This is a genomic window from Acinetobacter sp. TGL-Y2, from assembly GCF_001612555.1.
Classification (GTDB): Bacteria; Pseudomonadota; Gammaproteobacteria; order Pseudomonadales; family Moraxellaceae; genus Acinetobacter.
Genome location: NZ_CP015110.1, coordinates 2,546,562 through 2,565,280 on the forward strand (window position 1 = coordinate 2,546,562; position 18,719 = coordinate 2,565,280).

Below are 18,719 nucleotides of genomic sequence, written 5' to 3' on the forward strand. Positions count from 1 at the left end.
GTCCTCAATTCAGGACTCGAACCTATCAACTTATACTTCGGTAATCAAAACCACCGAACCAATGATTCTCTTTTAACTTTAGTGGTATCTACACACATCTAGATACCACTCCCCGAAGAGCAATGAACTATTACTCAGGCAATTTAAAGTTAGTTACAGAATCACGAAGTGAGTCTGCCATGTTGGCCAATTCAGACACCGAACGTGCTGTATCGAAAGTGGCTGTTGTGGTTTGAGAGGTAATTTCCTGTACAACATTCATCGTGGTTGCAATATGACCTGCTGATGCTGACTGCAATTTCGACGACTCAGAAATGTTCGCAATTAACTTTTCAAGGTTATTTGATACCAACTGAATTTCGTCCAGTGCCACACCCGCATCTTTTGCAAGGTTTGCACCACGCACAACTTCGGACGTCGTTTGTTCCATCGAAATCACGGCTTCGTTGGTGTCGGTCTGAATGGTTTTTACCAGCGTTTCAATTTGCTTGGTTGCAGACGCTGAACGCTCTGCAAGACGCTGGACTTCATCGGCTACCACTGCGAAACCACGACCCGCTTCACCTGCCATCGATGCTTGAATTGCAGCATTTAATGCCAAGATGTTAGTTTGATCTGCAATGTCATTAATCAGCGATACAATGTTACCAATTTCTTGAGATGACTCACCCAAACGTTTAATACGTTTTGAGGTTTCTTGAATCTGCTCACGAATCGTGTCCATACCTTGGATTGAACGGTTTACCACGTCTGCACCATTTGATGCAATTTTTACTGAGCGCTGAGCTACTTCGGCAGACTCAGACGCATTGGCAGATACGTCATCAATCGATTGTGCAATTTCATTAATCGCGTTTGATGCACCCGCAATTTCTTGCGCTTGATGTTCAGAAGCTTCTGCTAACTGTTGGGTAATTTCTTGAGTATTTTGGGTATAACGTGCCACTTCTTGCGACGTGTCATTAATACGCGATACCAAATCACGTAATTGATCGATGGCAAAGTTAATCGAGTCAGCAATTGCACCGGTAAAGTCTTCCGATACCGTTGCATACGAACTCAAATCACCATCCGCCAAATCGGCAATTTCATCCAGTAAACGTAAAATTGCATTCTGATTACGGTCATACTCGTCTTGTAAACGTATTACACGAATTTGATCTGCCTGACTACGTAACACCAGAAGTTTAAATACACTGTATAAAAATGCGACTAAGGCAAATAATAATAATAAACCTGGCAAAATGGTTTTTAAGGTTGAATGCGCAGATAGATTATTCAAGGCATTTAACAGTTGATCTGAGTTCGCAGAAATATTTGTTGCGGATTGCCCCACTTTAGCAATTTGCTCAGAGTTCGCCAGCACGGTACTTGAAGCAGATTTAATAATGGCATCATAATCTGATTTGATTCGAAGCAGTGATTCACGCATCGCTTCATCATTCAAACGCGCGACACCCAAATCCGCACTACCATTGAGCTGTGCGTTTAAATACGTACCAAAGGTTTCCGTATCTAAGTTAAAGTCACCCGCTGTTTCACGCGTGTTTGCTGTAGCACTGAGTACTGCACCAATTGAACGAAGAATACGTTCTGCCAAGAATACTTGGTTCTTCGCAATAACCACCTGACTACTTGGCATGTTGGCACTCGCCATATCATTTACCAAAAGGTTATAGTCGGCTTGAATTTCAGGAATCGTTTCCGAAATCGCGATATTGGTATCATAGAGCTGATTGATCAACTTTTGCTGCGACGCAACCAAAGTCACATCTGTAGATACTTTTTTCCAAATGTCTTCAACTTTGGCTAAGTTTTCATTGTTTGGATGAATGTCTTGAACGGTTTCAAAGTTTTCTTCAAACTTTTGTTTTGATGCATTTAAATCTTGAATAGCCTTTGTAGATCCAGATGCCATAGCTTCATTGGCTTGATTCGACATGGTCTGTGACAAAAGGCGCAGCTCACCCATACTCCTTGTTAAATCATTCGTACGAGGAATGCTGTAAAAAAGATACAGTAAAATTAAAACCGAGATCACCAGACTGATCAAAGCCATTTGTAGGTAAGATTTAGATTGATTTGTATCACCAAATAACTTTGAAAATTGATCAACTTTCGACTTAAAATTTGTTGCAGAAAATGAATTACCCTGTGGAGTAGCCCCTTCTGCCTTCTTCTTTTTTAGTTTAAAGCCCATTCAGCTCTCCCCCGATACGCGACATCAATGTCGGCGTCAAAACTAGTTTATAAATTTTTCTGATGCGTTCATGTATTGTGGATCATTTAACAACCGACTGAACAAGAAAATATTCCATGCTTGATGATGCTGCTGAAAATATCCCTGACAATACGGTTTAAGCTTTTCATCTAATTGTTTATTTTCTGAAAAAAAGCTTTTTTTATTAAAATGTTGTATCCCCAAAACTTGATCAACGATCAACCCCACATAATGATCATTATGACTAATGCACAAAACTTTTTGGGTCGTTAAAAAAGGTACGCTCTGACCTGAAATAAAATGGGTTAAATCCGATAAAGACAATAAGCGTCCACGAATATTCGCCAATCCTTTCACCCAGCCCTTTGCATTCGGGACTGTGGTATATTCAGGTGGATAAATAACCTCTGAAACCTCACCAAGAGGGGCAACGAAATATTGCCCCATCATTTCAAATGCAATGCCTGACCATCGGTTTACTTCTTTATCGTTGCCAGCGTAGTTTTTATTTCCCCGCTTCGACAATCGAAGTAATTCGATAAATCCACTTGCTGCCATATCTTATCCCGCGCTGAGATACTGCTTAATCAAACTAATCAATTCAGACTCATCAATTGGTTTGGTTAAATAATCAACTGCACCTTGTCGTTTACCCCAAACACGGTCAGTGTCCTGATCTTTGGTACTCACAATCACCACAGGAATGTGCTTTGTGGATTCACCACGGGCAATTTGACGGGTGGCTTGAAAACCATTCACCCCAGGCATGACCACATCCATGAGCACCAAATCAGGAAGTTCTGCCTGTGCCAGCGTCACCCCATCCGCACCATTTGAAGCTTCAATCACTACGAAACCATTCTTGGTGAGTATTTCTTTAAAGCGGAACATTTCAGTTGGCGAATCATCAACCACTAGAATACGAGCCATTTTTTCCCCCAATCAACTATTTTTGTTCAGTTTTTAAGTGGTTACATGATTGCGAATCGCATTCAATAACTCATCTTTGCTAAATGGCTTGGTTAAATATTCATCCGAACCTACAACCCGACCTTTTGCTTGATCAAACAATCCATCTTTACTCGACAACATAATGACTGGAATATTTTGATAATTTTGAGAATTTTTAATAAGCGCACAGGTTTGATAGCCGTCTAGACGCGGCATCATAATGTCCACAAATACGATATCCGGATTTGCTTCTGCAATTTTAGATAACGCTTCGAAGCCATCCACTGCAGTGACGACATTAAAACCTTCTCTTTGTAAGAGTGTTTCAGCAGTACGACGAATAGTTTTTGAATCATCAATAACCATGACTTTCAAATTTTGAAGTTTATCGTCCATTTAATGATTCTCCCCAGTAAGTTTTAAGTAGCGCTGAACTAATTTATTTTTACAATAATCTTTATTATTTAACATATACACACTGTCTTTTTCAATGTTGATTTATTTTTCAAATGCTAGTGTGTCATAAAGCAAATCAAAAAAGTTAACTTGATCATACAAATTGTGTAATATTTTTAAGTTATATATTTATAAATTTAGACCCCCGTCCTAAAATACTAATGTTTATAGCTAAAATAAAAATATCTTTTCGATGTTATGGGGAATAAATGAGCACTTTTTTTCATTTTTTTAAAGCATTCAAAGTGTCTTCTCAAACGGTGTTAATGTACGTTTTATCAGTGATCTTGACTATTTTTGTAGCCACAGACGTTATAGCATCGACGCAAACACCGAAAGCGACATGGTATCGCTATTATGATAAGAGCGGTGTCGCGAATATCAGCAGTTCGGTGACCCCTGCTCATATTCGAAATGGCTATGAAGCGCTGGATAGCAACATGCAAGTCATCAACCGAAATCGCGCTTATAGTATAGAAAAAGACATTGGTCAATCGAAGCAACGTGAACAGCAATCCCGTCAAAGAGCATCGGATTTAAAGCTTAAAAAAGCTTATGGTTCAAGCCAAACTGCGGTACAAAAACGCGAAGATTCTTTAAAAAATATTAACAAACAGATTGCACTACAAAAGCAGCAACTGCAACAAATCCAAAAAGATCGAATTCTTTTTAAACGCCAAGAAATGGAATTTTTCCGTAAAGGCAAACCTGTGCCTAATGACTTAAAAGATCGCTTAAATTACAACATGCAAAACTTGACCAACACCAAAAAAAATATTTATTCGTTACAAAGCAACTATCGAAATACGCAAGCACAATACGACACAATTATCAAACGACTAAAAGCCTTTGAATAATGGGGCTTTATTATGATCAAAGGATATTTACATGCAGATCAAAAACACTAGGGCGCCGTTTAAAATCATCATGCCAACTTTGGCAGTACTGTGCCTGAGTTTAAGTTTAAATGCATGTCAAAAACAAAAAAAACAAGTCACTGAAGCACCGAAATCTGATCAAAACATTGAACTGATCCAACAAGATATTATTCAAGTCAAACAAGGTGAGGCGGTCAGTCGAGCTGCTTTTTCGGGCACTATACGTGCTGTCAACCAAAGTACCATTCAAGCACAGGTCACGGCCACAGCAAGTGCAGTCAATGTACAAGTTGGTCAGAATGTCAGTCAAGGACAAATTTTGGTTCAGCTGAATAACCAAGATAATGCTTCACGCTTAGCCCAAGCGCGTGCCAACTTAGCATCTGCACAGGCGCAGGCACAACAAGCCAACAATATGGTGCAACGCAAAAAGCGCTTATACAACCAAGGCTTTATTTCAAAAGTAGAGTATGAACAAAGTCAGGTAGATTACACGGGTCAGTTAGAAACGGTTAAAGCACAACAAGCCAATGTCGATATTGCAGTGAAAGCGGATCGAGATGGACTGATTCGAAGTCCTCTTTCCGGCGTCATTACCAAGCGTCAAGTTGAGCCGGGTCAAACAGTGGCGGCTGGACAGACCTTATTTGATATTGTCGATCCATCACGTTTAGAGATTCAAGCCAGCCTACCTGCTGAACAGCAAAGCGCTTTAAAGCTGGGCAATAAAGTTGAATATACTATTCAAGGCAATCCAGCTAAGTTAAGTGCATCCTTGACCCGAGTTTCACCAATTGCAGACCCTACGAGTCGTCAGATTGAATTTTTTGCAAGACCGAATGAAACCATCAACTCGCTCAGTATTGGGGCATTTGTAGAGGGTTTCATCCTCGGTTCAAATACGGTTCAGGGGCAACAAATTCCGCTGGATACGATTCAAGATAGCCAAAACAAAGCCTATGTATGGGTGGTGCGTGAAAAAAAAATTCAGCAAGTCTTTATTCGTGTACTCGATCAGCAAATGAATTCAAACATTGCCATTGTCAGTGGTTTAAATCCAACGGATTGGGTCAGTCGCATTCAATTCGTGCCTGAAGATATCAATAAAACCGTCGTTATCTCAGCTGAATAAACAGGACTATTACGATGTGGCTCACCCGAATTAGCGTCAAATATCCTGTTTTCACTATTATGATGATGTTTTGTCTCATGGTATTGGGTCTTGCTTCTTGGCAGCGTATGGGTGTTGAAGAGTTTCCCGATGTCGACTTCCCTTTTGTGGTGATTTATACCAATTATCCAGGTGCATCTCCTGAGACAGTTGAATCAGAAATTACCAAGAAAATGGAAGATCAGATCAATACCATTTCGGGTCTAAAACAAGTCATTTCACAGTCGAGTGAAGGCTTGTCGACTATTATTGCCGAGTTTAATTTAGACGTCCCTTCTACCCTTGCAGCCCAAGATGTGCGTGACAAAATCGCACCCGTTACGGCTGAGTTTCGTGACGATATTCAAGATCCGATTGTAGAGCGCTATGACCCGACTGCCAGTGCGGTGATGTCGGTGGTGTTTGAGTCGAAAAACATGAGCTTACGCGAACTCAGCTCGTATTTAGATCAGCGGATTGTGCCGCAGTTTAGAACGGTCACTGGGGTCGGAACAGTCAACCTTTTGGGCGACTCTCAGCGCCAGATTCGTATTGAAGCCGATCCTCAAAAATTACAAAGCTTTGGTCTTGGTATTGATCAAGTCATGAACACCTTAAAGGGTGAAAATATTGAAGTGCCGGGTGGCACACTTAAACAGCCCAATTCAGAATTGGTCGTTGAAATTAAATCACGCGTGATTCACCCACAAGCCTTTGGTGACCTGATTGTTGCAACCAAAAATGGTGCTCCGATTTATTTAAAGCAAGTGGCAAAAATTGAGGATAGCCAAGCCGAACTGGAATCCAGCGCTTTTTTAAATGGCAAGACTGCGATCGCATTGGATATTCTGCGTAGTTCAGATTCCAATGTTATTGATGTGGTGGATGCAACGTATAAAACCCTCGATAAAGTTAAGCAGCAACTCCCAGAAGGCACGACACTTAAAGTGGTGGTCGACACGTCTAAAGGGATTCGTGCCAGCATTAAAGATGTGGCGCGCACCATTGTTGAGGGCGGTGTCTTAGCGGTACTGATTGTGCTGCTCTTTCTCGGTTCATTCCGTTCGACGGCTATTACAGGACTGACGCTTCCTATTGCCTTACTTGGCACATTGACCTTTATTTGGATATTTGGTTTCACCATCAATATGATGACCTTATTGGCACTGTCGCTCAGTATTGGTCTACTCATTGATGATGCGATTGTGGTGCGAGAAAATATTGTCCGTCATGCAGATATGGGCAAGGACCATGTGACCGCAGCACTCGACGGTACCAAAGAAATTGGGTTAGCTGTATTGGCCACCACCTTAACCATTGTGGCAGTGTTTCTGCCTGTTGCGTTTATGGGCGGTATTATTGGGCGCTTCTTCTATCAGTTCGGAGTAACGGTCAGTACCGCAGTCCTCATTTCAATGTTTGTCAGTTTCACTCTCGATCCGATGCTTTCTGCACATTGGGCAGAGAAGAAAAACCCCAACAAAAAACCAGGACGGTTAAAACGTTTCTTTAGCGCTATTTCCAATCAGCTTGACCGCTTAACAGTGGTCTATGAAAAGTTGCTGAAATTGGCGCTGCGTTTTAGAGTGATTACATTGGCAATTGCCATAGCCTCATTGGTCGGTGCGCTCGGACTCTCCAAATTAATTGGGACGGAGTTTGTCCCTGTGCCTGATAAAGGCGAAATTCGGATCAAGTTTGAAACCCCTGTTGATGCTTCGATTGAATATTCGCAAGCCAAACTCAAGCAAGTGGATCAAATTATTCGTCAGCATCCGCATGTTCGTGCAACCTATGCCGTGATTAACGGCGTAACCGACCGCGGTAAAAACCATGTGAGTATTCGCGTTAGCGTGACCCCCCGTCAGGAACGAACTCAAACCCTATCTGAGTTAAACAATGAATTCCGTGAACGTTTAAAAAGCGTGGCAGGAATTACGGTGACCTCTGTGGCTTCTGCGGATGAAACCGTTTCTGGCGGTCAAAAACCGGTGATGATTTCGATCAAAGGCCCTGACTTAGATGAATTACAGAAAATCTCAGATCGCTTCATGGCTGAAATTGCTAAAGTCGATGGCATTGTCGATTTAGAAAGTTCACTGAAAGAGCCGAAACCGACCCTTGAAGTTCATGTGAATCGTTTACTTGCCAACGACGTTGGCCTTTCAGTTAACCAAGTAGCAAATGTCATTCGACCGTTATTGGCAGGTGATGATGTCACCACTTGGAAAGATGAAAAGGGTGAAAATTACGATGTGAATTTGCGCTTGAGTGAAAATAACCGAAGCTTACCGAGCGATATTCAAAATCTGTATTTAAGTTCACAGAAAATGGATGCCAACAATCAACCCATTTTGATTCCACTGGCCACCATTGCCACATTTGAAGAAAGTTTAGGTGCTTCTCAAATTAACCGCCGAGATCTGGCACGTGAAGTTTTGGTTGAAGCCAATACTTCTGGTCGTCCCGCGGGTGATATTGGTAAAGATATTTCAGCACTCCAAGATCAATTTGAAATGCCTACGGGTTATAGCTTTGATACCCAAGGATCCAATGCGGATATGGCCGAATCTGCGGGCTATGCCATGACTGCGATTACCCTATCCATTGTGTTTATTTATATTGTACTGGGTTCGCAGTTCAACAGCTTCATTCACCCTGCTGCGATTATGGCTTCCCTGCCATTGTCACTGATCGGCGTATTCTTGGCGTTGTTCTTATTTAATTCGACCATGAACTTATTTTCCATTATCGGGATTATCATGCTCATGGGACTGGTGACCAAGAATGCTATCTTGCTCATCGACTTTATTAAGAAAGCCATGGATCGCGGTGAAGAGCGCTATGATGCCATCATTGCTGCAGGCAAAACCCGTCTGCGTCCAATCTTGATGACCACCAGCGCTATGGTGATGGGAATGGTGCCTTTAGCACTAGGATTAGGGGAAGGCGGTGAACAAAGTGCACCCATGGCCCATGCCGTGATTGGGGGGGTGATTACCTCGACCCTGCTGACCTTGGTGGTGGTTCCTGTGATCTTTACCTACTTAGATGACTTTAAGAATTTTATGCTGCGTCAAACACGAAAATTCATGTCATAATATTGGCGCTTATAATGAGGTGACATTTTAAATGTGCACCTCATTTTTTATCGTATAATCTTATGCTTTAACACTTATTATTAGGACAGTTTCCATGCGCGCGAGTCGCTTTTTATTTGCAACGTTAAGAGAAACCCCAAACGATGCTGAAGTTATTTCTCATCAGCTGATGTTAAGAGCGGGTATGATTCGTAAATTGGCTTCAGGACTTTATTCTTGGCTGCCAATGGGCGTTCGTGTGCTAAATAAAGTGGAAGCGATTGTACGCGAAGAAATGGACCGTGCAGGTTCACTTCAAGTGTTGATGCCGGTCACTCAGCCTGCATCTTTATGGCAAGAATCAGGTCGTTACGTTCAATACGGTCCTGAGCTGCTACGCTTTAAAGACCGTCATAACAACGACTTTGTGCTTGGACCTACGCATGAAGAAGTGATTACTGATCTTGCACGTAACGAATTAAAAAGCTACAAGCAATTGCCTGCAAACTTCTATCAAGTGCAAACCAAATTCCGTGACGAAATTCGTCCACGTTTTGGTGTCATGCGTTCTCGTGAATTCATCATGAAAGACGCGTATTCGTTCCATGCAGATCAAGAATCTCTGCAAGAAACTTATGATGTGATGTATGACGCTTACTGCCGCATCTTTACCCGTTTAGGTTTGGATTTCCGTCCAGTGCAAGCAGATACCGGTTCGATTGGGGGTTCAGGTTCTCACGAATTCCATGTGCTCGCATCTAGCGGTGAAGACGATATCGCGTTCTCAACAGAATCTGATTTTGCTGCCAACGTCGAAATGGCTGAAGCAGTGCTTGTGGGCGAACGCGCTGCTCCGACTCAAGCACTGACTTTAGTCTATACGCCAAATCAAAAAACGATTGCAGATGTCTCACAGTTTTTAAACACCGAAGCGAGAGATTCTGTTAAGGCTTTGTTGGTTCAAGGTGTAGCAACTGAAGAAGGTCAAGCGGCACCTGTGGTGGCACTGTTCCTTCGTGGCGACCATGAGCTCAATGAAATTAAAGCTGAAAAACATCCTTTAATTGCCTCTCCTCTGACCTTTGCCACTGAAGAACAAATTTCAGCACTGGGCTTAACAGTGGGTTTCATTGGTCCTCAAGGACTGGTTAAAAAAGGCTTGAGCGTGATTGTTGACCGTGCAGCATCTGTGTTATCTGACTTTGTGGCAGGCGCAAACGAAGCAGATAAACATGCGACTGGTGTGAACTGGGAACGTGATGCGAAGTACACTGAAGTTTATGACTTACGTAATGTGGTTGAAGGCGATCCATCTCCAGATGGTCATGGGACGATCTTGATCAAACGCGGGATTGAAGTCGGTCATATTTTCCAATTGGGTCAAAAATATTCTGAAGCTTTGGGCTGTAAAGTATTGGGTCCAGACGGTAAACCATTTACCGTGACCATGGGCTGTTACGGTATTGGTGTAACGCGTGTGGTGGCCTCTGCGATTGAGCAAAACTTTGATGACAAGGGAATTATCTGGCCTGCAGCCATTGCGCCATTTGATGTTGCGATTGTTCCCATGAATGCACACAAATCACCACGTACTTTAGAAGCAGCTGAAGCCTTATATGCAGAACTGCAAGCTGCTGGTTATGATGTGATTTTAGATGACCGTAATGAACGTCCAGGTGTCAAATTCTCGGATTTAGAAATTACCGGTATTCCACATCGCATCGTGATTGGTGAAAAAGGTTTGGATGCAGGTACCTTTGAATACAAAGGTCGCCGTGATGCTGAATCTGTCAATATCAGCAAAGAAGAGGTTTTGGCTAAATTGGCTAAAATTGCCAAGTAATTCTTACGGCGTCTTCATTATCAGCTTCCTTTAAAAAATCCCGCCAAGTGCGGGATTTTTTAGCCTGTATTTAAATTTCACAAGCCTCGAATATTGACTTTCAAATCTTTCACGGACGTACCAATTGCCCCAAAACTTCCCATAGAGCCATTGCTTAGACCATTAAAGGTATTGGCTGCATTTGCGCCCTCACGACCCAGCATCACATTATTTAGCGCGACATTCATTTTACTCGAACTGCCTGTATGACCAAACACAGCACCAGTCGGCTCAACACCCGCATAGAACCCATTCAGCGCAAAGCCATTGGCTGCATCTGTCGCTTTCATTTGAAAATCAAATTTGGCAGCAGTATCACCTGAGATAATCGAGATTGGGCAACCTGAACCTGTTCCACAAATTGCTTGAATTGCACCACTAAACTGGATCATTTGCCCTTGTGGCACATGACCCAATTGCACGTTCATTTGTGGACGGTTAGTGTTGCTAAAAGTGATTTCAAAATTATTTGATGCACTTCCTACTTCAAAAATTTTACTCACACCTGTATTTAATGCACCAGCGATAGTAAAAATAGATTTAGATGCATTTGCTGTTGAAACCGAGTTGGTACTGGCCAAATAAACTGCAAATGGGCTGACTTTAAGGGCAGAGATTTGATTGCCAAAACTTAAGCCTACATTGGCAAACGCTTGACCATTGCCAGCATCCGTATCCATCACTATATTCAAAGTCGGTGAAGCATCTGCACCGACAAAACTCACATTAATCGGGCTGTTTACAGCACCAGCAACCACTAAAGCCGCAGGGCTTTTATAGTCTTTATTCATTATCGGCGCTGTAATCCCATCTTTGTCAATCAGCGAGATTTGTTCAACATCAATTTTATTGAAACCCACACCAATATGAATGCCGTCTTGACCCGTGGTCGTCGCTAAGCTCTGATCATCAAGCGGCTGCATCGCCAAAGCCAAACTTGTTGGGCACAATGCCAACAAAAGCATGAGCGCTTTATTTTTTTCATTTATATTTTTATACATTGTGCATAATCCTTATGACAATATGGCTGAAAACTATCAAAGTATTATCTCGATCACACTATAAACAATAACACCAAAACAGGTTGTGATTTTGTGTAAAATTTAATCAAAAATTTTGTATACAATTCAAAGCATACAGTTCAAAGCTCGCAAAATCAGTCTCTAAAAGCAGGCTCTAAAAACTAGTTACGAGGAATAATGCTAAGTTCACTTGATAGACGTCCACCAGTAATGGCAAGCTCACCTAAGCGCTTTCCAGGTCCTGCGTTGGGTGGATAAAAGTTAATATCTCGCGCTCTAAAGACACCTGTGGTGGTTTTTTGTGGATTCAAAAATAAACTGGTATTGAATCCGACTTTACCTTGACCTGAAGTTTGATCTTTTGCGACCACAATGGCGTTATTAAAACCTACTTTACCCGTAATACGGTCTAAACCTAGGGTTGAACCATTTTGCGGATCACTAATTTGAATGGTGTTGCCATCACCTTTTAGCTCTAAATCACCCACGACGGTCAAGCGACTACCCTCATCAATTGAGTTTGTTGGAAGTAAGGAGAAATCAATATCCCCACCTACCCTAAGCTTCAAGCCAAAAAGTACATCATCTGCCAGTGCAAAGTTATTCAAGGGTGCTGAATTTTGTGTAGAACAACCTGCTGCAGCAGCGTTCATTTTGCAGGTTTTATACATGGTGCCTGGTAAGTAACCCGCAGCAACTTCTGTAGACATCACAATGAGCATATCGCGTAAGCTCACGTTCAAACTGCCATTTTCCACACCCAAATTACCTGTACCTTTGAGTAGCATGTCAATATTGCGTAGGCCCATATAGTAGTCAGTTGGAGTTGTATTGCCCCCCGTTCCTACTTTTCCGCCGTCAATGACCATAATCGAGGTAGTCTTGTTCCCTGCAGCAACGCCATTCACCTTATCTATACCTTCGGTACTCATGGCCAAAGAAAACCCTAAACGTGCTGTTTCACCTGAGGTTGCAATCATGTTTTTAATCACATTTGAACCTGCAAGCGTATAGTAAAAGGCTTGATCCGCTTTCACCTTGGTGCCATACATCGCAAGGTTCGCATTCAGGTTGTAAAATGGCAGTGCTAGCCCCCACTGATTATCAAGCCCGCTTTGGCTAAACAAGTTGATACTATTGGCGATGCCTGCACTTGTAGTAAAACGCCCACGTCTAGAAATTGACTGGAACTCTGCTCCGCGAATGGCTGCAATCAAGCTGTAAGGGTTTTCACCCGTAGTGAGATTATGGATATTCTGGATGTAATCTGACGCAGAGGTAAGGAACAAACCATTACCAAAACGGCTACTTTGGAATACGCTATTCACAGGTAGGCTGAGTGTCTTGGTGTCAGCTAAGTTTAAATATACATTACCGCTGTCAAAAGATGCTCTAGTACTGGGCATTAAGCCCGTTAGATTGCCAAATTCAAACCCATAAGCATTCAGACCAGCCCCACCAATTTCTAAAGTGGTGGCTTGTCCACCGCCTGCGAGCATGGCGTCATTGTCTTTGGTGAACTCTGTTTTCATCCTAAATGCCAGACCAGAGTCGCCCATCACACTACTATTGGAGCTTACACCTGCTGCACTATTGGCATTTCCTAAAACACTTTCCTGGCCTTTCAAGCCGCGAAATTGTAAAGATGAATTGACCATACGTCCACTTGCACCCACGCGGATTAAGCCTTTAGCACCTTCTGGACTATTCGTAGTGGCATTAATCGCATAAGGATTACTGGCTGAGACATTTTTATTTAGCATGATTTCAAGGTTCAAACCTGATGTTGTAGTTTGACCTTCAGCGCCTGATTTGGTATTGCCATAGGTTCCTGTATTGACGAATCCAGTATTTTTTGACGCAGAATCATCCACACGGTTCAAATCTACATAACCCAAACTGTCACTTGGACTACTACTCAACGTTGCTACATTGTCTGCATTGCCTGTGCGTGTGTTGGTCTGCAACCTTAAACCTTCAACAGCATCTACAAATAGCGCGCCACGCCCCACAAAATTGAAGTTAAAGTTTTTCAAAACCAATTGATTGATTTCATTTTTAACATCAGTTTGACCCAAGTAAATGTTGGCATTTTTAATGCCCATCGCCATTTCACTCAAGTTCTCTTTGCTAAACAGCCCATTGATCGTTTTTAAACTTAAATCAATATTTGAGCTGGTTTGAATCGCAAAATTCCCAATAGCTGGGCCACACGCACTCGATGCTTCGTTATTACAAATACGAAAGGAATCTGCAGTAATTAAAGCAGGCGATGCACTGATGAGAAGATCAAGCCCAGCATTATTGGCCTGACTTCCAGTATTGATACTGATATCCGCGCCTAAGGGCAAAACTGATGCATTACTTTGGCGAATTTTGACCTGATCTACTGTAGCTTTCAGCGTTGAATTCGTTGCGCCTGCGGTACCTCGTCCTGCTTCATCTGCCCAGTACAATTGATCAATATTTGCCTCAGCAAGACTGGTCGATATTTGTACGCCATCCTGACCATTGATCGAACGTAAGTCTTCATCAGCTATGACTTGCAGTGCATACACATGTCCACTCGCCATAAAAACACTCAAAGCCAATGTGTTCAGCATAAGTGTTTTGTTGTGACTGTTTTTTTTATTTTTCATCACGCCTCCTTGTAAATCAGACTCAATTAGCAGCGCGGATGCGTAGCATCACACCCAAAGACCATGACCTTACCTTGTAAGGCAAGGTTTCCATTCATTTGTACGCCCATAAAGCCTGTTTCACGACCATGATCATAAACTGAGCCTGGCGCATTGGTAGCATCGTATTTTTTAACTTGCAAATAACCATAATCTGCTGCCACCGAACTGCCCACTTCTGTACCTGCACTGCTGCTAAATTTGTCTTGACCAAAGGCAAGTGCATCGAAACCAAAATTACGAATCTGAATGGCTTTGGTGGCATCAAAACTCAGTTGCATGGCCGCTTTAATTTTTTCTGCCCCACCTTTGGCTTTATAGCTTAAGTCCACACCATCTAAACCAATTTTTTCAATATTGATGGTGCCTTGAATGCCTTTAAATACCAGCCAAAGTTTATTGCCATCGGAACTGCTTGCTTGTCCATTCTTTATATATCGATTATTGACAGACACTGCCAATCGGCAGTATTCAACGTCTTTGCACAAGACATCATCCAGAACATATTTGCCTTTGGTTTCATCATATTTTTGGTTGAGTGACAATTTCAGCGACAAATCAGCGCCTGACTGCCCTTGAACCATTTTCAAGTCTTCATCACTTAATGCATCCATGGCATACGCAGGGCTAAGCAGAGTACTTGCAAGAAGAAGGAATAGTGCCTTTTTCATCATATTGCTCCTTACAGTCCTTTGGTGGTGATTTTCATATGTTGAATCAACACGCCATCAATCACAGCTGAACCTAAATTTTTAAAAGATGCTGTTGGTACTGCAGCATTTGGAGTTTGCGCTACAGGATTCATTGCACCAAAAGAAATACCCATGGCATCAGAACCTTTATAGGCTTGAAGGCTATTTTTTTGTGGGTCATAAATGGTTGAACCAATCGTGATGCTACTGTGGGTGGCATTGGTTCCCTGATAGCCTGCTAAACCGTTATTGCCGCATTTGTAGACATTACAGGTTGATCCTGCATAGGTTGTCGAATTGGGATTGTCATAGTCGGTATAAATCTTTTGATAAATTTCAGGTTTATTTGGGATACGCGTCAGCTCTAAGCTAAAGTTAGTTCCATCGGAGCCTAAAATAAGGGGCTGATACAGTGACCCTAAAACCAAATTGGTATTCAAGTTATGAATAAATAACCCTTCATTAGCATCAAAAATCGGAGCGGCAGATGAATTATTAATTGCCGGTGTACTGAGTAATGAAGTATCGGTGGTTTCTCGAGTACTGAGGCGAAGGGTTTTAGTCCCAGGACTTGAACTTCTTAAATTTGCAGAATCACCACTATTGAGACGAACTAAGCCTGCGATCCCTAAAGTATTGTTATAAAACTCACTCATGCCTGCTGAGTTTTGAGCGCCTGCAAGGGTCTGAAAGACCTGTAGACGCGTGCCATTGATACTAAAGTCATTCCAAATGGCTTGTAAGCGTATCCGATTGGCACGAGAAGCATCGGACACGCCAGCACGCTCTCCCAAATGGTATAGATCAGTAGCACCTTCTTTTTTACTTGGATCAAGTGCAAAAGCATCTGCCCACATGGCAAGTTTCAAACGATAAGCATCTGCACCATCTGCAACTGTGGTCGGTAATGTGGTGTTATAAAGCGGTGCTTCAAACGCTAAGTAAGGCACTTGGCAACTGACATCAGCTTGGGCACAGTTTTTAGTCAAATCAAAGTTAGGGACTTGGTTTTCTGTTCCCACACGAATGAGCCAAGGGTTCGTTGCTGTACCCCATGAAGCGATTTTTGCATTGCTGTCAGATGCTGCTAGACGGTTATTATGGTTATTATCGGACTTAGACAGTGCCAAGCCATAGATAAAGATATCTGCTTTCCCAACCGAGTAATCTCCGCTATCCACTACCCCATTTTTATTGGTGTCTCGAGCAGCTGTAGTGAGTGGTCCTACTGGAACCAAATGGATATAACCAGTGTCTTGACTACGATTCATAATGTCTGAAGCAGATGAATTTTCACCCTGAAATACAAAAAAAGCCTCTTGCGGTACCAAAGCAATGCCTTCACCAGTGGTCGAACTTAAGGTTTCATCAGACAGTGGCTGTAAAGCCAGTACATTTTGACAGGCACAGCAACTGATTAGCCCTGCAAATAAAGCCTTTTTTACATTAAACGTATAATGGAGTGTAGTCATCTTGACCTTCCTTATTTATACGATGCTCCGCACCATATTTTATATTTTTTAATTTCTAGATATTTCAGTTTAGTACAATTCAAGTAGATTCGAGCGAGAAGAAATCCATGCTTCTCTAATAATTTTAAAAATAGATCACACTTTATAATAATATAGAACTTAAACTCGATAAGCAAAATAATGACACTTAGTTCTCTATTTTTCCGACAAATGAAAACTCTCTTTATTTCAAAAGCTTAAATTAATAAAATAAAAAAGCAAACTCGAAAGTTTGCTTTTTGTTGCAATATTCACACGATTAACCGTTGAATTAGGTCTTTGGTAAAGTCACACCTGTTTGACCTTGATATTTACCACCACGGTCTTTATACGAGGTTTCACACACTTCATCTGATTCAAAGAATAACATTTGTGCAACACCCTCTCCTGCATAAATACGCGCAGGCAGATTGGTGGTATTTGAAAACTCTAAAGTCACGTGACCCTCCCATTCAGGCTCAAGTGGCGTCACATTCACAATGATACCGCAGCGTGCATAGGTCGATTTACCTAAACATACTGTCAATACATTACGTGGAATACGGAAGTACTCGACTGTACGGGCCAAAGCAAACGAATTCGGTGGAATAATACATACGTCTGCTTCAATATCGATAAAACTTTTTTCATCGAAATTTTTAGGGTCTACAATCACAGAATGAACGTTTGTAAACACTTTGAACTCACGCGCACAACGAACATCATACCCATAGCTTGAAACACCATAGGAAATGAGTTTTTGACCATTTCCATCTAAACGAACTTGGTTTTCTGCATACGGTTCAATCATGCCGTGATTTTCGCTCATTTCGCGAATCCAACGATCAGACTTAATTGCCATGTTTATATTCCCAAAATACTGATTTCAATTACTGCGCTGTACTTTAACTGAATTTCTAAGGAATAGAAATAAGCAAGTCTATAACTGCATGTCGCTTAATTCTATATGGCCGTATCCTACTTTTATTCTGCACAAATTACAGGCTTAAAATAGCCGAATAACTTAAGGGAATTGAAAAACTCATGAGTACCAAAGATGCAGTTTTTTGCATATTGGATTGATTCAGCCATTTGATTTTATTGTTGGCCAGTATTGAACCAATAAATGTCCAAAAAAAGGCAATCGGCACAATCAAAAGCAAAAAGGTCAGCATATGCGATACATAATAATCTGCACTTCGCCATGCAATCGTAGGGAAAATGGCTGACGCGAATAAAAGGGCTTTGGGGTTTAACAGTGTAGCGAAGAAAAGTTCGCGTGCACGAATACTGGGTTGTAAAAAACTCTGTTCAACATTGGCCGTTCGCCACAATTTAATCGCAAGATATAAAATATAGCCTGCACTGAATAATTTTAAAATCGTAGGAAGAAGCGGTAAATGGCCACTGACTTTACCAATTAAGAAGCCCCAAAAGGTAATTGAAATCAGATACCCAATTGCTTCTGCAGGAATTAAAGCGGTAGATTTACGCATGCCCACCTGTATACCAGATGAAGCTAAAAGGGTGTTGGTTGGGCCAGGGGTGAGTAAAATTGTCACCACTAAGCCGACAAATAGCCATGAAATCATAACTGACCTCACTATAGAATCCATGCAGATTAATTCAGTTGTTTTCACTTAGCAAAATATTCTTTGTGAGCATATTTTTCAAGAGTTTAAAAAAACCTGAATTTTTAAATATTACAAACACTTGAGCTTTTAATTTATTTTATACGACTCAGTCATCTATGGGTATAGGCAAGATCATTATGAGCCTTAAAAGCAGATTAAACCGATATGATTGAATATATTGAATATAAAAAAGAGAACGTTAAGCTCTCTTTTTTGATCTTTTAAGAATCTTATTTTTGCGTATCGGCAGCCGTCATTGATTCTTGCTCTGTCACCACAGCTTTATCATTCGCTGTAAATGCTTCAGGGAAATCAACTTGATTGATAATCGCAGCAGTCGCTGGAACAGAAACTGATGTTAAAGCAAACAACGCAACTGCTAAATATTTTTGAATACGCATATCATTTCTCAAACATTGATCACTGGGAGTACTGTATTGTAGGAATTAAAATTAGAGTAAATAATCCTAAAATGATTAAATCTGCAACCGTTCATCAGAGAAAGTAGATAAATTGGATTTAAATTTTAGTTTAAAAAAGCCCAATCGAAATTGAGCTTAAAAGTAGCAGATTCCATTACGTTAT

Annotated in this window: 14 protein-coding genes and 1 pseudogene; 4 read left to right on the forward strand and 11 right to left on the reverse strand. The window is 41.5% G+C overall.

All coding sequences use genetic code 11. From position 1 onward, the window contains the following. Window positions 1-130: 130 nt before the first annotated feature. From AMD27_RS12115 to pilG, 4 genes are read right to left on the reverse strand one after another with little or no spacing between them, the layout of a single operon-like run. Window positions 131-2,200 carry a methyl-accepting chemotaxis protein gene (locus AMD27_RS12115; RefSeq protein ID WP_067660909.1) on the reverse strand — a complete coding sequence of 690 codons (2,070 nt, stop codon included), beginning with the start codon at window positions 2,198-2,200 and terminating at the stop codon, window positions 131-133. Window positions 2,201-2,242: 42 nt separating this feature from the next. Further along, window positions 2,243-2,779 (reverse strand): chemotaxis protein CheW, encoded by a 537-nt coding sequence (locus tag AMD27_RS12120; RefSeq protein WP_067660912.1) that lies wholly within the window; start codon window positions 2,777-2,779, stop codon window positions 2,243-2,245. A 3-nt stretch (window positions 2,780-2,782) separates the two neighbouring features. After that, on the reverse strand, window positions 2,783-3,151 hold the full coding sequence (locus AMD27_RS12125) for a response regulator (protein WP_067660915.1): 369 nt from the start codon (window positions 3,149-3,151) through the stop codon (window positions 2,783-2,785). Window positions 3,152-3,184: 33 nt separating this feature from the next. Further along, the gene (gene pilG, locus AMD27_RS12130; protein ID WP_067660918.1) at window positions 3,185-3,568 is read right to left on the reverse strand and encodes a twitching motility response regulator PilG; all 384 of its coding nucleotides are present in this window, start codon (window positions 3,566-3,568) and stop codon (window positions 3,185-3,187) included. A gap of 326 nt (window positions 3,569-3,894) precedes the next feature. On the opposite strand from pilG, the gene AMD27_RS12135 reads away from it, so the two are divergent. The 4 genes from AMD27_RS12135 to AMD27_RS12150 all read left to right on the forward strand — a co-directional run bounded on the left by AMD27_RS12135 (window position 3,895) and on the right by AMD27_RS12150 (window position 10,579). Continuing rightward, entirely contained in the window at window positions 3,895-4,485 is a 591-nt protein-coding gene (locus AMD27_RS12135; protein ID WP_150115813.1) for a hypothetical protein, read from the forward strand. 31 nt (window positions 4,486-4,516) lie between these two features. Next, on the forward strand, window positions 4,517-5,638 hold the full coding sequence (locus AMD27_RS12140; RefSeq protein ID WP_067660924.1) for an efflux RND transporter periplasmic adaptor subunit: 1,122 nt from the start codon (window positions 4,517-4,519) through the stop codon (window positions 5,636-5,638). A 14-nt stretch (window positions 5,639-5,652) separates the two neighbouring features. Continuing rightward, window positions 5,653-8,757, forward strand: a complete 3,105-nt coding sequence (locus AMD27_RS12145; RefSeq protein WP_067660929.1) for an efflux RND transporter permease subunit — start codon at window positions 5,653-5,655, stop codon at window positions 8,755-8,757. Window positions 8,758-8,851: 94 nt separating this feature from the next. Continuing rightward, complete coding sequence (locus tag AMD27_RS12150; protein ID WP_067660933.1) at window positions 8,852-10,579, forward strand: proline--tRNA ligase; 1,728 nt, start codon at window positions 8,852-8,854, stop codon at window positions 10,577-10,579. Window positions 10,580-10,656: 77 nt separating this feature from the next. On the opposite strand, the gene AMD27_RS12155 is transcribed toward AMD27_RS12150, so the two are convergent. The 7 genes and pseudogenes from AMD27_RS12155 to AMD27_RS18770 form a co-directional block, all read right to left on the reverse strand. Further along, complete coding sequence (locus AMD27_RS12155; RefSeq protein WP_067660936.1) at window positions 10,657-11,619, reverse strand: DUF6160 family protein; 963 nt, start codon at window positions 11,617-11,619, stop codon at window positions 10,657-10,659. A gap of 182 nt (window positions 11,620-11,801) precedes the next feature. After that, window positions 11,802-14,279, reverse strand: a complete 2,478-nt coding sequence (locus tag AMD27_RS12160) for a DUF6160 family protein (protein WP_067660940.1) — start codon at window positions 14,277-14,279, stop codon at window positions 11,802-11,804. 26 nt (window positions 14,280-14,305) lie between these two features. Beyond that, window positions 14,306-14,989 (reverse strand): hypothetical protein, encoded by a 684-nt coding sequence (locus tag AMD27_RS12165; protein WP_067660942.1) that lies wholly within the window; start codon window positions 14,987-14,989, stop codon window positions 14,306-14,308. A gap of 128 nt (window positions 14,990-15,117) precedes the next feature. Continuing rightward, window positions 15,118-16,482: pseudogene (locus AMD27_RS12170) on the reverse strand (hypothetical protein); the annotation flags it as partial. 310 nt (window positions 16,483-16,792) lie between these two features. Continuing rightward, window positions 16,793-17,362: a dCTP deaminase gene (gene dcd / locus AMD27_RS12175; RefSeq protein WP_067660950.1), complete on the reverse strand. Its 570-nt coding sequence runs from the start codon at window positions 17,360-17,362 to the stop codon at window positions 16,793-16,795. 136 nt (window positions 17,363-17,498) lie between these two features. After that, complete coding sequence (locus AMD27_RS12180) at window positions 17,499-18,092, reverse strand: LysE family translocator (RefSeq protein WP_067660953.1); 594 nt, start codon at window positions 18,090-18,092, stop codon at window positions 17,499-17,501. 272 nt (window positions 18,093-18,364) lie between these two features. After that, window positions 18,365-18,535: a hypothetical protein gene (locus tag AMD27_RS18770; protein ID WP_171254806.1), complete on the reverse strand. Its 171-nt coding sequence runs from the start codon at window positions 18,533-18,535 to the stop codon at window positions 18,365-18,367. Between the last annotated feature and the right edge of the window lie 184 nt (window positions 18,536-18,719).

Excerpts from the sequence above, each read along its gene's own strand:
- AMD27_RS12135 (WP_150115813.1), top strand. The coding sequence starts at position 3,895 with ATGTACGTTTTATCAGTGATCTTGACTATTTTTGTAGCCACAGACGTT.
- AMD27_RS12155 (WP_067660936.1), bottom strand. The coding sequence starts at position 11,619 with ATGTATAAAAATATAAATGAAAAAAATAAAGCGCTCATGCTTTTGTTG.
- dcd (WP_067660950.1), bottom strand. The coding sequence starts at position 17,362 with ATGGCAATTAAGTCTGATCGTTGGATTCGCGAAATGAGCGAAAATCAC.
- AMD27_RS12145 (WP_067660929.1), top strand. The coding sequence starts at position 5,653 with ATGTGGCTCACCCGAATTAGCGTCAAATATCCTGTTTTCACTATTATG.
- pilG (WP_067660918.1), bottom strand. The coding sequence starts at position 3,568 with ATGGACGATAAACTTCAAAATTTGAAAGTCATGGTTATTGATGATTCA.
- AMD27_RS12180 (WP_067660953.1), bottom strand. The coding sequence starts at position 18,092 with ATGATTTCATGGCTATTTGTCGGCTTAGTGGTGACAATTTTACTCACC.
- AMD27_RS18770 (WP_171254806.1), bottom strand. The coding sequence starts at position 18,535 with ATGCGTATTCAAAAATATTTAGCAGTTGCGTTGTTTGCTTTAACATCA.
- AMD27_RS12115 (WP_067660909.1), bottom strand. The coding sequence starts at position 2,200 with ATGGGCTTTAAACTAAAAAAGAAGAAGGCAGAAGGGGCTACTCCACAG.
- AMD27_RS12140 (WP_067660924.1), top strand. The coding sequence starts at position 4,517 with ATGCAGATCAAAAACACTAGGGCGCCGTTTAAAATCATCATGCCAACT.
- AMD27_RS12165 (WP_067660942.1), bottom strand. The coding sequence starts at position 14,989 with ATGAAAAAGGCACTATTCCTTCTTCTTGCAAGTACTCTGCTTAGCCCT.
- AMD27_RS12150 (WP_067660933.1), top strand. The coding sequence starts at position 8,852 with ATGCGCGCGAGTCGCTTTTTATTTGCAACGTTAAGAGAAACCCCAAAC.
- AMD27_RS12120 (WP_067660912.1), bottom strand. The coding sequence starts at position 2,779 with ATGGCAGCAAGTGGATTTATCGAATTACTTCGATTGTCGAAGCGGGGA.
- AMD27_RS12125 (WP_067660915.1), bottom strand. The coding sequence starts at position 3,151 with ATGGCTCGTATTCTAGTGGTTGATGATTCGCCAACTGAAATGTTCCGC.
- AMD27_RS12160 (WP_067660940.1), bottom strand. The coding sequence starts at position 14,279 with ATGAAAAATAAAAAAAACAGTCACAACAAAACACTTATGCTGAACACA.